The organism is Rahnella sp. CFA14(1/10) (assembly GCF_004195095.1).
Lineage (GTDB): Bacteria > Pseudomonadota > Gammaproteobacteria > Enterobacterales > Enterobacteriaceae > Rahnella > Rahnella perminowiae.
The window spans coordinates 238,023-252,569 of sequence record NZ_SEWS01000006.1 but is presented as its reverse complement, the minus strand read 5'-3'; the positions used below and the strand labels follow the sequence as shown (position 1 = coordinate 252,569).

The window sequence follows — 14,547 nt, the reverse complement described above, 5'->3', positions numbered from 1 at the left end:
ATGTCTTGTTCTGAAACAGAGCGGTGAAACGAACGAAATCACACCACGCTGTTTGGCGGCAGAACCACCTGTCGGCTGCGCAGAAATACCACCACCAGCGCCAGCCAGGCGAGACCGCTTAACAAATTGAATGTATTAAACATCCCCGCACCGCCTTCGACATAAGCCACTTTTGCCAGTTCAATGCCCAGTGTGAAAATCAACATACTGATGACGCCCATGGCGGCGGAAACCGTGCCTTTGCTCATGTCGCTGGAGAACAGCGTCAGACGGTACAGACCGGCATTCGCCACACCAATCCCGAAGGCGTACAGGCTCAGACCGGCAGTCATCCACAGATACGCATGTGCGGAAAACAGCGTGGCCGCAGCTGCGATCAGCAAACCAACCACCATTGGGCCTGCGCCCAGTTTAATCAGATATTCGACGGTACGTTTGCCGGACAGGCGCGCCAGTGTGATGTTACCGATAATCAGTGCGCCGAAAATCGGTACCTGCAACAAGCCATAATCATAGGCCGCTAACCCTTCACCGCTGATTAAAATCACCGGCGACTGTGCAATCCACGTCAGCAATGGCAGGCTGGCAAAACCTATCGCCAGCGCACCACACAGGAACTGGCGGTTCTTCAGCACATGCTTGTAATCACGCAGCAGGCTTGGCATGGAGAACGGTTCGCCCAGGCGGGAAGCGGTCTCCGGCATCGATTTCCACAATCCCCACAGCGCAATGGCGGCGAGCAGGGCGAAGATCACAAACATTGACTGCCATGGCGCAACGTGGATTAGCGCCGCACCAGCCAGAGGCCCGAGCAGCGGCGCAATCAGCGCGACGTTAGCCATCATGGCGGTGATTTTAATACACACCGATTCTTCGAAAGATTCCTGTATAGCGGCATAGCCGACCGCGCCGATAAAGCACAGGCTGATGCCCTGCAGGAATCGCATCACCATAAATTGTTCTATATTTTGCGCAAACAGAATCGCCAGACAGGTGATGATGAAAAAACTCACGCCCGCGAGCATGACCGGACGACGGCCGCGCCTGTCGGACAGCGGACCGAGCAGCCATTGCAGGAACATGCCGCCAGCGAGATAAGCGGTCATGGATGTCGGCACCCACTCTTCGCCGGCATTAAAATTAGCCACGACGGCCAGCATGCCCGGTTGGATCATATCGTTGCCGATATAAGTCGCGAACTCGAACAGCACCAGGCACAGAGGGAACAAAAGCGCCTGCCGACCCAGAAGGGAAGCAGTATTTGGAGAATTATGCATTGTAGTTATTTCACAGACGTAAGGCTAATTCTTTGAAAATTAGCAGAAAATAAGAGACTGTCCGGGCGGGTTTCGCAAGCGAGGCAGTAATAGGGACTATTTTGCCGATTATTTGAGCGCAACGCAATGTTCAGGTTCACGTTCAGCACAATCTGAGATCGGCACTTTTGCCTTGTTAGCCGTCCAAAAGCTGGCTAGGCTGCAAACAGCCCATCGATAAGAAGGAAATTACCGGGAATGAGCCAAAAAATCAGCTGGATAGATAATCTGCGCGCACTCGCCTGCATGATGGTGGTGATGATCCACGCCAGCACGTCGCTGGTCGTCAATTTCGCTGCGGTAAATACCCCTGAATGGACGGCGGCAAACGTGCTCAATTCCGCTTCGCGCGTCTGCGTACCCCTGTTTTTTATGATTTCCGGTGCGCTGTTCTTGGGGGAAAGGAGCGCGCAAAAACGCCATTTTCTGCGAGTCACATTATGTTTGCTGTTCTACAGCGCCGTCTCGCTGATTTATATCCTCACGATGACAAAAATCGGGTTTTGGCCGTCTCTGCGTCTTATCATGGAAAAACCGGTGTTTTACCATCTTTGGTTCTTCTACGCGATTATCCTGATTTACCTGCTTTCCCCGCTGATTAATGTTAAAGCCGTATCCGGCAGATACCTGCTGATTGTCGCAATGCTGTTCGGCGTACTGGCAAATCCGCAGCTTCCTGCCGTGACGTGGCACAAAATCCATCTTTTGCCGCTGGATTTATACATTAGCGGTGACACTTTCTATTACGTGCTATATGCCCTGTTGGGCCGCGCCATCAGCCAGCTCAGGACTGAAAAAACGGCGATCACGCTCGTCGCCAGCGCCATGTTCATTCTCAGCACGCTGGCGATTGCCACCGGCACATACCGGCAAATGCAGATTAATCAGAGTTTCGCCGATACCTTTTATATCTACAGTGGTCCGCTGGTATTTATCTCTGCGATGTCTTTATTTGTGGTTTTCAAGAACACACTGGCACAACGTCTCCTGCCAGGATTTTCGTTAATCTCCCGCCACTCTCTGGCTATCTACGGCTTTCATGCGCTGATCATCACCGGCCTGCGCGGCCGGCATCTCGACTTTCCGCAATACCCGCTGCTGAACCTGGTCTTTTTGTTTATCTGCGGACTCGGCGGCGGATTATTTCTGGCGATGGGGCTGGGGAAAATAGACCGCCGGAACTGGGTGAGCTGAATACTCTGAAACCCAGTTGTTATGTAACGGTATATCCTTGTTTTGGGGTATTTGGTTTATTGGGAAAAGCCAGTTTTAATTCACCCTTTTCAACCATGGGTTTTAAATGGCTTTGTCTGATATTTTGAGCCGTTCTGTTTGTAAGATCACTTAAAACTGAGATGGCGATGTAATGTTCGTTACACAATGTACTAATGACATCTCGCATCTCTTCATTGGTTAATCTTCTTTTCTCTCTTGCAGGTTTTGCAAGGCTTAATAAATAATTTCTAAAGGATAATTCCAACGCGTCAAGCTGGTCTACAAAAGGTCGGTCTAATAAAGGGCTAATATATCTGCCATGAGAGTCTCGATGCTCATCTATTCTCGGTAGCATTGCATCATGGCTCATCGGATTATTTTTGCTATGCGTTAAGTCCCCTTCACTATGCGTTAAGCTGTTTTTGCTATGCGTGAAGTCAGAGATGAGACTTAACGCATTTGAAAATACATCTTCAGGGGAAGGAGGTTGCTCCATTCCCGGCAGGCTGTAAGATTTATCCTTACGCTCACCACTAGAAACCAGAAAACCTTTAGCCTCAAGACGAGGTAACGCCAGCGTGACATCCCGCGTGTGTTTGCTCGTCAGCTGGCAGGCTCTTTGGTGATTAATCCACCCTTCTATCGCCGCAGTCGTTATGATCATGCGCTCAAAGTCATCAAGGGTACTGAACCTGGTACCGAAGAGTTTTTGGAGCTGCGCTGAAATGTATTCAGGAATCAAACTTGCTGTTGAAAGTTCTAGTAATGTTTGCTCGGTATGCTCAGTTTTCTCATAAAGTTTTGGTGCGCGCCAATTTGCGGATTGCCAGCCGCTGTAAATTTTTGGGATACCGGAACCGGCTCGTTCGCCAGCACCAATGTTGAGAAACATCTGGTGCATGCGCCGGTTTCGACAATCAGTTTCTCCGCCTTTTATTGCTATTTCTGGCGGGATTCTCATTAGCCCAGGGTTGCGAAAACCAAACATATCGGGGCGTTTAACTATCAATATAGATGCGCGTCCTGTGTAATCAGAATGAACAAGTGTATTAACTAAGGCTTCGCGTAGCGCAACATGAATTAATGTATCATCCTGACGCACACCATCTTTAATTTTGAATGGAATCTTTAGGTCTGTTGTTAGTTTTCGATATGTCCGTCGATAAAAATCAAAGATATTTCCTGACCATGTACCATCAGGGCATAAACGATCTACCCAGCGTAACTCGGTCTTTGCTTCCGGGCGTTCCTGATAGTCAACGAAGTAATGAGGTACTGCATCCTGAATAGCTTGCCAGGTCCCAAACATCAGAATACCAGCGAGAGTGATTCCTTCCTGACCCGTCTGACGATCTTTACGCCAGCCTCCAATTTTGGTCATAAGATCGAAATTATTAAGCTCTAACCATGGATGTTGTGGTTTCGCAATCGCTAAAAGTTGTTTATAAGCATTCAGGCTTTCTTGTTCAATATCATTCAGGTCAAAGCCAGTGAGAATTTTATCATCTCGGCTATCCTCAACCTGCTCTGCCAGCATTCTTTTTACTTGCTCCTGAGAACAATGGCGATCGCCTTCATGAAGCCTGATATAGGTAAACTCAAGAGGATTATTTTTAAGGAAAATAGGCTTTTGATGTCGGTTTGCAATAGGAATATGGATCACAAGGATGAGTTTGTTATCAAGAAGTGTTGTTTGCACATCTGCATCTGTTAGCAAATTTATATTTACCAGGTTTTTATTGTTAAGATTGTTAAACAACTCTTTTTTGATTTTTTCCGGATCATTAATTCCTACAGGAATGAACTGACCCTTTTTTTCTTTGACACCTAAGACAACATAGCCTCCTCGGGTATTAGCCATTGCACTATATGTTGGCCAAAAATCCTGAGGTAATTTCCCTTGACCATCCTGCCCCTGTGCTTGTTTAAATTCTAACTCGACAGATTCAGCAAGGGTTTGGAGATCAATTAAGTCTGTTATCTTAAACATCTCAATTTCCTGAAGTCATGGTTAAGTACTGAAGGAATTTTATTCTTAATCAGGAGAAAATAATATACGTGTTCTTGTGACTTCCCGGTTGACCTGATATTACGCCCACCGCTCCTGCGCCCGGCGTAATTGCCGTGCGGATGAGAAGCCCGCAGCGAGTGCGGCTTTTTCGATGCCGGATCCCTGCTGAAGGCGTTGTTGCGCCACGGCGATACGCAATTGCTCGTGGTAGTCACGCACGCTGATGCCCAGATGTTGTCGGAACAAACGGGTGAGGTGGCGTGCGCTGATGTGCGCCCTGGCGGCAACATCTTCCACCTGCCAGGCCGATTCCGGCTCGGCAGCAATCAGGTTTTGCGCACGGTGCACCGCGGGGTGCAGATGATTACGGTAACGCAGCCACGGAGAGAGTTGCGGATCATCACCGCCACGGCGGAAATAGACCACCATTTCGCGGGCAACATCCAGCGCGGCCTGCGGCCCAAGATGTGTGGCGATCAGATGTAGTGCCAGATCGATACCGGCGCTGATGCCTGCGCTGGTCAGTACCGAACGGTCTTCGACAAATATCCGGTTATCTTTCACCTGGGCAGCAGGTACCTGCTCGCGCAACCGTCCGATTACATCGTGATGCGTGGTGCACTGATAGCCGTCGAGCAGACCGGCTTGCCCGGCCAGCAGGCTGCCGGAACAGATGCATACCAGTCTTAAATTTCCTGCTTCAATGGCGCTTTTTTGCTGATGCAGCCACTCACAGGCGGTCTGTGCGACCGGTGAGGAGAAGTTTTCGTCGGATTCTGCCACACCCGGTATGATCACAATACTGCCCGGGGGCAGGCTTTGCGGCAGTGGCTGCAAATGGCTGACCATCAGGCCGGTTGACATCATCACTTCCGGCTGCGGCCCGATATAATGAAGCGAAAATTGCCCGCTCAGGCGCAACGCTTCCGCCGGGCCGGTAAGATCTAACGACATCACGCCGGGGAGCGTCACAAAGTAGACATTGCGCTGCATAGTGCTTCATCCGTCTGTGGGGAAAAACGCTATCTTCACACAGTGCGGTCGAGTTGCGCCAGCGCACCGGTCACGTCAGTGACAGTGGCAAAGCGGTCGGCGAGTACCAGTTCGGTCCGCAATTTGATCTCCTGTGCGCTCAGCGTGATACCACTGGCGTGCGTCATCGGAAACGTCAGTGTCGCATCGGTGACAAAGGTCACTGAATAGCCGAGGTCTGACGCCACCCGGGCCGTGGTTTCACAGCACTGCTCGGTGCGCATACCGGCGATAATCAGATGCGTGATGCCTTTTTCGCGCAACCAGCCATCGAGGCCGGATTCGGTCAGGGCATTGTGGACATGTTTATGCACAACATGCTGCGGCCGGTGTGTGAGAAAAGTCATTGGTGTGACCAGACCGGAGGCCAGCGAAAAGTCGCCATCAGGGTTGACGTGAAATACATCGATAACCGGTACATTGCGGGTCTGACAGCCATCGATCAGGCCGTTGAGGGCTTCGCTGAAAGCCGGTAAATCATCCTGTTGCCAGAAGTCTTTTTGTTCAAATGAACGCTGAACGTCGATATTTAACAGGGCGCTTTGGGTCATTTACGGACTCCATCTGGTGAGTGTGAAATCAGTGTGCGCCTGAATTGGAAAGGGAAGAATGCCAAAAACGGACAGGATACTGACCGGGGCGGACGACCTGCGCCATCTGCCCCGGTTCAACTTTTTGATCAACGCTTCTGGCCGGCGCGCCAGTGGTGATAATCGATGTGATCAGCCTGGAAATTGGTGGTTTCAGCATCGCCGGTCAGGCGGTATGCCAGCTGGAAGGCGAAGTCAAACGCCAGCCCTAATCCTTTTCCGCTGAGCAAGTTACCGTCTTCCACAAAGGACTCATTGACGTAAACGCCGTCTTTCACGTCCTGGTATAAATCGCCGGAACAGACGTAACGACGGCCTTTCAGCAGACCGTTCCCGCCCAGCACACGCGCGGCAGCGGAGCACAGCGGGCAGATCAGTTTACCGGCGTCGTCGTGACGTCGGACAAATTCCACCACCGCTTTACTGGCCGCCAGCGCCACTGAGCCTTCCGGTCCGCCGGGCATTACCACAGCATCGAATAAGCGGTCGCCCTGCGCGGACAGCAGTTCGTTGGCCTGCATCTGAATGCCGTGATACGTGCGCAGCGTCAGGCTTTCCTGGCAGGCCAGCGTGGTGACCTGAATCTCCAGCCGCTCAAGAATATCGAGCACAATCACCGCTTCGCCTTCTTCAAATCCGTTAGCCAGCAGCAGCGCGACCTGCTTTTTCGCCTTGTCCTTTACCATAATGCAAATGTCCTCTGAGGATAAAAATCAGAGGACATCATAAAATGAAACGGTGTTTTGATATTGTGACTGGTATTGCAGACCGGGCTAGAAGACCAGCTGCACTTTTGACGCTTTGGATTTATCCAGGGCGTATTCCAGCGCTTCCACCAGACTTTCCTGCGGGAATTCTGCTGACAGCAATGGCATCGGATCGACGGTTCTATTCGCCAGCCATTCGACGGCGGTATTGAATTCCTCTGTGAAACGGAAACTGCCGACCCAGTTAATTTCTTTGGCAATCAGCGACATCAGCGGGAATTCATTCACTACCGGCCCCATGCCAACCTGCACCAGGGTGCCGCGTGCGCGGGTCACTTCCAGACAACGGCGGATGGAAGACGGATGGCCGGAGGCATCGAAGGAGACATCGAAAAAGCCTTTCTCTGCCTGATATTCGCTGAAATCACCTTGTGCAGCGTCCAGTGCTTTATTTGCGCCAACTGCCAGTGCCAGCGTACGGCAACGTTCGCTCGGGTCGGTCACCACGATTTGCGCCGCGCCTTTGGCTTTTGCTGCCAGCACGATTAAGCAGCCAATCGGACCTACGCCGGAAACAAACACGGTTTTACCATGAATATCGCCCGCCTGGTTTACGGCATGAATGGCGACGGCCAGCGGTTCTGCGAACACCATCAGGCGGTCACTGACCTGATTGTCGTAAGGAATGCACTGGTCGCTGTCGACGATTTTATACTGCGTGAACGCGCCGTTGATGTGCGGGAAATACATCGCGCTGCCGAAAAATTTCATGGTGGTGCACTGGTTTTCGTCACCGGACAGACAATACTTGCAGGCTTTGCACGGCTTACTCGGGTTCAGCGCCACTTTCTGACCGGGCTGCAAACGCGGGTTATCCGATTTATCCACCACACCGACCACTTCATGGCCAAGTACCATCGCCTCGCGCACTCTGAAATCACCGACAGCGCCGTGTTCGTAATAATGCAGATCCGAACCGCAGATGCCGCCGCGGGTGATTTTCACCAGCGTGCCCTGGCCGGTATAGCTGAGGGTCTGGTGGATCACCGAGACGTCTTTTTTCCCGGTCACGACGCAGGATTGTGTGGCAATAGTCATGGGATTCTCGCTCTTTAAAGGGCCTGATTGCGCCCAGTAAAGAGGGTTTACCGGTCAGAAAATGTGATCGACGTCACCTTGTGCCGTGTTACGAAAACCTGTTACCCATAACTTGAACGGACTCAACTTTTCCCGGCGGATTTATCACGATTTCGCGCCGGCATGCTGAGGATCAGATGAGTTATCACACCGCCCGCCAGACCCCAGAATGCCGAACCGACACCCAGCAGCGTGACACCGGAAGCCGTGATCAGAAACGTAATGATTGCCGCGTCGCGCTGACGCTCGTTTTCCAGCGCGCGGTACAGGCTGCCTGCAATGGTGCCGAGCAACGCCAGCCCGGCGATGGTGTGGATCAGCGCCTGTGGCAGGGCGGTAAAGACCATGCCGATGGAGCCGCCAAACACGCCCGCAATCAGATAGAAAACGCCAGCCGAGACGGCCGCCATATAGCGTTTTTTAGGATCGGGATGAATGTCCTCGCCCATACAAATCGCGGCGGTAATGGCGGCGATACAGATGGTAAAACCGCCGAACGGCGCTAAAACTAACGCAGTCAGCGCCGTCCAGGAAATCAGGGGCGAAACAGGCAGATGATAGCCGTGCGCTTTCAGTGTGGCGATGCCCGGCGCATTCTGTGAGGCCATGGTCACCACAAAAAACGGAATGCCGATGCCGATAATTGAGGAAAGCGTGAAATGCGGCATCACAAACGCCGGTGCGGCGAAGGTCAGCGTCTGGCCGTGCAGCGCAATATCACCCTGTAATCCGGCGACGATCAGCCCGGCGGCCAGTGCGAGCACCACCGCATAGCGCGGCAGGGCGCGCTTTGCCAGCAGATACACCAGACACATGGTGCCTGCAAGGGCGAAATTGCTTTGCAGTGAGGTAAAGGCGTCCAGCCCGAAGCGCAGCAGAATGCCGCCGAGCATCGCCGCTGACAGCGCCTGCGGGATGTAATGCATCAGTCGGGCGAATAAGCCGGTCACGCCGCACAGCAGGATCAGCCCGGTGGCAAAGACAAATACGCCAATGGCTTCGTTAAGTGAGGTGCCGGGCAGGCTGGTGACCAGCAGCGCCGCGCCGGGTGTCGACCAGGCCGTCACCACCGGTGTGCGGTAATACAGTGATAGCCCGATGCTGGTGACCCCCATGCCCAGACCCAGCATACTCAGCCAGCCGCCAATTTGTCCCGCGCTGGCCCCTGCCGCTTCCGCTGCCTGAAAGATAATCGCTGCGGAGCTGGTATAACCGACTAAAACCGCAACAAATCCGGCGATTACCGCCGAAAATGTCAAATCCTGCGGACTGAAACGCGAGGCCATAGGTGAAATTCCTTCTGGTTACCGCTTGCTGGCGGTATGCTGTTGTGCGTTATAGCGTACATCGGATGCGCTCAAAATATCATTGTGCGTTATAGCGCACAACCATGATCGCTAAAAATGATTGCCAGAGGAGTCAGGATGCAGGAGCTCACCCGCCATATTGGCAGCCAGCTGAAAGCCGTTCGCAGCGAACGTGGCTGGAGTCTCAGCCAGACGGCAGAACACACCGGTGTCAGCAAGGCAATGCTGGGGCAAATTGAACGCGGCGAATCCAGCCCGACCGTTGCGACGCTATGGAAAATCGCCAGTGGCCTGAATGTTTCGTTCTCGGAGTTTCTTGAAACCCCGCCTGCGCAGTCGGCGGCATTGCACCGGCACGGTTTGCTGACCACGTTTAACAGCGACAGCTCAGGAATGCGCGTAGTGCCTTTGTTTCCGTTTGACACCACATTGCGTATGGACATGTTTGTTATCGATCTTGAACCGGGTGGATGCAGCGAATCCACGCCACACGAAGCCGGTGTGATTGAGCATGTCATTGTTATCGAAGGAGAACTGACACTGACGGTGGACGGTATGACGCGCCTGCTCAGTGCCGGTGAAGCTTTGCGTTTTGCCGCCGATTGCCCGCACGCTTACCGCAATGAAAGCGGTCATTCCGTACGTTTCCACGACCTGATACATTATCCGCAGTCACGTCCGTAACGTTTTCATTTCCTCAGGAGAATGTCCCGATGAGCCAGCCGCAAGATGTGGTGATCCGTCCGTTAACGCCCGCAGACCGTCAGGAGTGGGAAATGTTATGGCGCGATTACCTGGATTTTTATCAGTCGACGCTCGATCCGGCGCAGTTTGATCACACCTTCCGGCGGTTATCGCAGCCCGAGTATGCCAGTATGTTTGGCTATGTGGCGGAGTATGAGGGGAAACTGGTCGGTCTGGTGAACTGTATCAATCACGATCATGGCTGGCATATGCAGCAGGTGGTGTATTTGCAGGATTTATATGTCGATGACGGCGCGCGTAAACTGGGGATCGGGCAAAAACTGATTGAAGCGGTTTACGCCTACGCCGATGAAAACAATAAAGCTAACGTCTACTGGACGACCCAAACCTCGAATCATACTGCCCGCAAACTGTACGATCGTGTGGGGCGGCTGACTGATTTTATTAAATACCAGCGCTGACCGGCGCTGTCATTCTGCGCTTAACGCTTTTACCATCGTCAGATTGGTCGGCGCATAGCCCAGACTGCTGTATAACGCCTGCGCAGCACTGTTTTTATAAAACACATTCAGGCCGACAGATGTCAAACCCAGTCCGCGCACTTTTTCTTCCAGCTGTAAAAAGGCTGCGCGGGCATGACCCTGACGGCGAAATTGCGGAAACACTGACACTTCATAAATAAAAGCGCTACGCTCGCCCTGACGCTCACTGACCGCAAACCAAATATACCCCGCAGTTTCCCCGTCGGCCTCTGTTCTTATTTCAAACAAATAATTATCCGGTGTGGCCAGGCCCTGCGGCAGCAAACGCGTTATTTCACCTTGTGATCGTGTCAGCGCATTTTCCTGCTGCCAGCGGCCTGAACTAACATTTTCTCTGGCGTAATCGCTGACCAGCCGATCAAAAAATTGCGGGTAAAAAGTATCACGCATAGCGGATAAAAAGGTCATCAGAATCACTCCTTCGGCGATTTTTTATACGGCGTAACGTAGCATTCGCTGATGGTGGTGGAATGACTTTCCATCTGCGTGATGATGTAGCCTTTATCCGTCAGCGCCACCGAGCTGTAGGGAGTTTCATTATTTTTATCTGCAATCACGTCTTCAAAAGACTGAATGATTTTGGCCTTCTCACTGGCGCGTGTCGGATCATCCATTCCGTCGACCCGGATCATCGCCTGTTTAAACTGGTTACTGAATCCTGTTTTCCCCGCCCGGCTTTCAATCACGGCCTTAATGTTCACCGTGACGTCATTACCGAGCAGAAATAACGTGTTGCTCTGGTAAACCAGCACATTCTTGCGCTTCGAGACGACAAAACCGTTCTCGATCACTTTCATTTTGCTGTTGTTGGCGTAAGTCACGTCATCGAGGCAAATGGTTTTATCCCCGACCTTGAACTGGCTGAACCGTGCTTTGATTTCTTTCGGCGTGGATGCCGCCTGCGAGCAGAGCGGCGCAAGCAGCAGAAGAGGTAAGAGCCATGACTTCATAGGAGTTTCCTGAACAGGTGCTGAATCAGCCGACATAACAGCAGTATAGGGAGACCGGCGCAGGATGCGAATGTTTATCTTTGGCGGACCTCATCCTTATTCATTGTTACAATGAATAAGGATGGGCCGGGTTGGAGGCGTAAAAATGCCGACTTTATATGTCGTTTTTGGATTTCAGAAGCAGAGAGGGAGGCTGTAGTGGGTTGTCGCCGATCTATTAGGCGGTTATGCGTTCATTCCAGGTATCTTTATAAATGATATTCCCGTTTACATACTTCCATGTAATGCTTTCATAGCGTAGTTGGATAGTTTCAAAATGTGTTCCAGTCTGGTTGCTTGGGTATAAATTTGGTGCAATGGATGTAATTTTTACATTTTCCAAAATGATATTGAAGTATTCGGCTTCAACGAACCACCAACAATCGGCGAACCATCTACTCCGGTTAGAAATAAATATGCTGGATTTGACATGAAATATCCTTATTTTTAATGTTTAGTTATCTTGCGGGTAATATTTATCGATTAGTTTACCAATAATCCATATGACAAATACCATAGCTGAAATGGCGAGCAATCTCTCCAGCCAGGTATCAAAATAAAATACAAAGAATAACGAAAACCAGACTGATGCACCGCCAAGGATTGCGCCTATTTGACCTACTGCAGCGTTCTTTCATTCCTCAGACTAATAATATGTTTCCAATGACCCCGCCTCTTACTTTCACAAAAAAGCTTGTTCCTTGAGCTATCGCGATAGCAACTTTCCCGGCAATAACTGTGTTAGTTGCAGTTCTGCCGACAACTGAGAAAAAAGATCGGCTGTATGTTTTGTTTTTTTCGCTTTCTGAAACATATTTATTGAAATCGTTAAGTATAGTCTGTATCGAAAAAACCATACGCAAGATATCCCAGATCAACTGGCACGGAAAGTATTCCATGTACCAAACCAATAGCTGAATCAGGTGAAATAATTATGTCGGTAATGCGCTGTGCTATCTCTTCTGAATTATCCATAAGGCGCCCTTTGAAGTCCGTTTGTTTGGCGGTTTTTTAGAGGGTATATTGACTTAAGCCAAATGGCAATGGCTAAAAAACGTGCGAAAGTTTGGTGCGGAAAATATCTTGTTTAATCAGTTTCTGAAAATTAGCTGAATGTATAAGATGATGTACGCATTTTTTAGAATGAGAAAATTTGCCCGTATCCCAACAACTCCACTCGGGTTTATCATCTGAATGAGTTTTTAACGACACCTCCCTCTTTCTGCGCTATGTTTTTCTCCTTTGTTCTCTTTCTTTCAGGAGTTTGCTATGAGCCAGCCTTCGCTAATTTTGTATTCCGACGCCAATTTTTTCAGTCCTTACGTGATGTCGGCTTTTGTCGCGTTAACCGAAAAAGGCATTCCCTTTGAACTGGAAAAGGTGGATCTGGCTAATGCAGAAAACCTGAAAGAAAATTATTCGGCGATTTCCATCACCCGCCGCGTACCGACATTAACCAACGGCGCTTTTGTCTTATCCGAATCTTCTGCGATTGATGAATATGTCGAAGAGTTATTCCCGGCGCCGACGTTCCCGGCGATTTACCCGGCTGACCCTGAAAACCGCGCCAAGGCCCGTGAAGTACAGGCATGGCTGCGCAGTGATCTGATGCCCATTCGCGAAGAGCGCTCAACTGAAGTGGTGTTTGCCGGTGCGAAACGTCCGGCGCTCAGTACAAACGGACAGCAGGCGGCTGAAAAACTGTATGCCGCCGCCGCGTTTTTGTTGGGCGACAAAGAACATTTATTTGGCGAATGGTGTATTGCGGACGTGGATCTGGCGCTGATGATTAACCGTCTGCATCTGAACGGTGATCCGGTACCGGAAAAACTGGCCGCGTATGCAGATGCGCAATGGCAGCGGCCATCGGTTAAGGAATGGCTGGCGCTTTCAGCTTAACGTTTTTGTCAGAAAGAACCGCGTATGCGTTGAGGGCGCATCGTCCGGCGCACGGGAGTCAGGGATATAATCCTCCAGCGCCATTTGCATGCTATAGCCCATACGTTCATAGAAAGGCCGCGCCTGAAAACTGAACGTATCAACCAGCGAGTAACGGCAACCCCGTGCTTTGGCTTCTTCTTCTGCTTCTGTAATCAGCTGCGTGCCGACATCTTTGCCGCGCAGCGATTCATCGACCCATAGCATTTTTATGTACATCCAGTAACCGACGGTTTCCGCTACGATACCCGCCAGCTTCTTTCCATTTTCATCTTCCACAAAAATACCCAACTCGCGGAATGTCGGTTTCGGGATAAAGTTTCTGTTGAAATCCCGCAGTGCCGTTTTGATCTCCTCGAGATCGCTTTCGGTCGGGGCATGGCTGAGACGGGTCTTCATGACATTTTTCCTTTTATTGTTAACGTTTTGTCGTAGCGAGGCGAACTGCAAAAGCGATAAATACGGTGCCGGTAAGGCGATCCAGCGTTCTGACCACTGCCGGACGGCGCAACCAGCGCGACAGCGGGCGGGTGGCCGAAATCATCGTGACTGACCATAACGTCCCGATCACCGCATGCATGGCGGCGAGGCCGAAAATATATGGCCCGACAGGATAGCCGGTGGCGACGAACTGCGGCAGGAAGGAGACATAAAACACGCCGACTTTCGGGTTAAGCACATTGCCAAAAAGACCTTTAACGAACGGCGAGTTTCCGATACGCAAGGCTTTGTGGCGGCTTTCCGGCGCATTCATGTTCATTTCGCTGCGGGGTTTGAACAACATCTGCAGTCCCAGCCAGGCCAGATACGCGGCACCGATCCATTTCAAAACATTGAAGGCGATTTCAGAGGCAGCCAGCACGGCACCGAGACCGAGTGCCACCATTGCGCCCCAGACCAGACATCCTGTGCTGATGCCAAAAGCGGTAAACAGCGCCTTTTTACTGCCCTGACTGGCAGCAGTGCGCAACACCAGTGCGGTATCGAGACCGGGCGTAAGCGTTAAAATACCGGCGGCAAGCGCGTAAGAAAGCAGGGATTCGGTGAGGGTCATGGCT

15 protein-coding genes and 2 pseudogenes are annotated in these 14,547 nt (G+C 51.3%); 4 read left to right on the top strand and 13 right to left on the bottom strand.

Annotation, left to right across the window (positions count from 1 at the left end):
* Positions 1-38: 38 nt before the first annotated feature.
* The gene (locus EVX52_RS14105; protein WP_129954005.1) at positions 39-1,277 is read right to left on the bottom strand and encodes an MFS transporter; all 1,239 of its coding nucleotides are present in this window, start codon (positions 1,275-1,277) and stop codon (positions 39-41) included.
* A 237-nt stretch (positions 1,278-1,514) separates the two neighbouring features.
* Here EVX52_RS14105 and EVX52_RS14100 point away from each other — a divergent pair, with 237 nt between their 5' ends.
* Positions 1,515-2,510: an acyltransferase gene (locus tag EVX52_RS14100; RefSeq protein WP_129991530.1), complete on the top strand. Its 996-nt coding sequence runs from the start codon at positions 1,515-1,517 to the stop codon at positions 2,508-2,510.
* 19 nt (positions 2,511-2,529) lie between these two features.
* Here EVX52_RS14100 and EVX52_RS14095 read toward each other — a convergent pair whose 3' ends face one another.
* From EVX52_RS14095 to EVX52_RS14070, 6 genes and pseudogenes are all read right to left on the bottom strand, one after another.
* A complete protein-coding gene (locus EVX52_RS14095) occupies positions 2,530-4,521 on the bottom strand; it encodes an RNA-binding domain-containing protein (protein ID WP_129991529.1) in 1,992 nt (663 codons plus the stop codon).
* A 99-nt stretch (positions 4,522-4,620) separates the two neighbouring features.
* Positions 4,621-5,535, bottom strand: coding sequence for a GlxA family transcriptional regulator (locus EVX52_RS14090; protein WP_129991528.1), 915 nt, complete (start codon positions 5,533-5,535; stop codon positions 4,621-4,623).
* Between the two features lie 47 nt (positions 5,536-5,582).
* Positions 5,583-6,125: pseudogene (locus EVX52_RS14085) on the bottom strand (isochorismatase family protein); the annotation flags it as partial.
* Positions 6,126-6,253: 128 nt separating this feature from the next.
* Positions 6,254-6,850 (bottom strand): DJ-1/PfpI family protein, encoded by a 597-nt coding sequence (locus EVX52_RS14080; protein ID WP_129991526.1) that lies wholly within the window; start codon positions 6,848-6,850, stop codon positions 6,254-6,256.
* 87 nt (positions 6,851-6,937) lie between these two features.
* Positions 6,938-7,969 carry an L-idonate 5-dehydrogenase gene (gene idnD, locus EVX52_RS14075; protein WP_129991525.1) on the bottom strand — a complete coding sequence of 344 codons (1,032 nt, stop codon included), beginning with the start codon at positions 7,967-7,969 and terminating at the stop codon, positions 6,938-6,940.
* Positions 7,970-8,091: 122 nt separating this feature from the next.
* Complete coding sequence (locus EVX52_RS14070; protein ID WP_129953993.1) at positions 8,092-9,294, bottom strand: benzoate/H(+) symporter BenE family transporter; 1,203 nt, start codon at positions 9,292-9,294, stop codon at positions 8,092-8,094.
* A 138-nt stretch (positions 9,295-9,432) separates the two neighbouring features.
* On the opposite strand from EVX52_RS14070, the gene EVX52_RS14065 reads away from it, so the two are divergent.
* The gene (locus tag EVX52_RS14065; RefSeq protein WP_129953991.1) at positions 9,433-9,999 is read left to right on the top strand and encodes a helix-turn-helix domain-containing protein; all 567 of its coding nucleotides are present in this window, start codon (positions 9,433-9,435) and stop codon (positions 9,997-9,999) included.
* Positions 10,000-10,028: 29 nt separating this feature from the next.
* On the top strand, positions 10,029-10,481 hold the full coding sequence (locus EVX52_RS14060) for a GNAT family N-acetyltransferase (protein ID WP_129991524.1): 453 nt from the start codon (positions 10,029-10,031) through the stop codon (positions 10,479-10,481).
* 9 nt (positions 10,482-10,490) lie between these two features.
* Here EVX52_RS14060 and EVX52_RS14055 read toward each other — a convergent pair whose 3' ends face one another.
* The 4 genes and pseudogenes from EVX52_RS14055 to EVX52_RS25380 all read right to left on the bottom strand — a co-directional run bounded on the left by EVX52_RS14055 (position 10,491) and on the right by EVX52_RS25380 (position 12,526).
* Positions 10,491-10,970 (bottom strand): N-acetyltransferase, encoded by a 480-nt coding sequence (locus tag EVX52_RS14055; RefSeq protein WP_129991523.1) that lies wholly within the window; start codon positions 10,968-10,970, stop codon positions 10,491-10,493.
* A 5-nt stretch (positions 10,971-10,975) separates the two neighbouring features.
* Entirely contained in the window at positions 10,976-11,512 is a 537-nt protein-coding gene (locus tag EVX52_RS14050) for a hypothetical protein (protein WP_129953986.1), read from the bottom strand.
* 217 nt (positions 11,513-11,729) lie between these two features.
* Positions 11,730-11,921, bottom strand: a pseudogene (locus EVX52_RS14045) (type VI secretion system tube protein Hcp); the annotation flags it as partial.
* Between the two features lie 458 nt (positions 11,922-12,379).
* Positions 12,380-12,526, bottom strand: coding sequence for a hypothetical protein (locus EVX52_RS25380; RefSeq protein ID WP_205951601.1), 147 nt, complete (start codon positions 12,524-12,526; stop codon positions 12,380-12,382).
* A 294-nt stretch (positions 12,527-12,820) separates the two neighbouring features.
* Here EVX52_RS25380 and yfcF point away from each other — a divergent pair, with 294 nt between their 5' ends.
* Entirely contained in the window at positions 12,821-13,450 is a 630-nt protein-coding gene (yfcF, locus tag EVX52_RS14035) for a glutathione transferase (RefSeq protein WP_129953984.1), read from the top strand.
* On the opposite strand, the gene EVX52_RS14030 is transcribed toward yfcF, so the two are convergent.
* Positions 13,442-13,888 carry a GNAT family N-acetyltransferase gene (locus tag EVX52_RS14030; RefSeq protein WP_129953982.1) on the bottom strand — a complete coding sequence of 149 codons (447 nt, stop codon included), beginning with the start codon at positions 13,886-13,888 and terminating at the stop codon, positions 13,442-13,444. The two genes, yfcF and EVX52_RS14030, sit on opposite strands and share 9 nt — an antisense overlap.
* Positions 13,889-13,907: 19 nt before the next feature.
* Positions 13,908-14,543: a LysE family translocator gene (locus EVX52_RS14025; RefSeq protein ID WP_129991522.1), complete on the bottom strand. Its 636-nt coding sequence runs from the start codon at positions 14,541-14,543 to the stop codon at positions 13,908-13,910.
* Positions 14,544-14,547 lie beyond the last annotated feature (4 nt).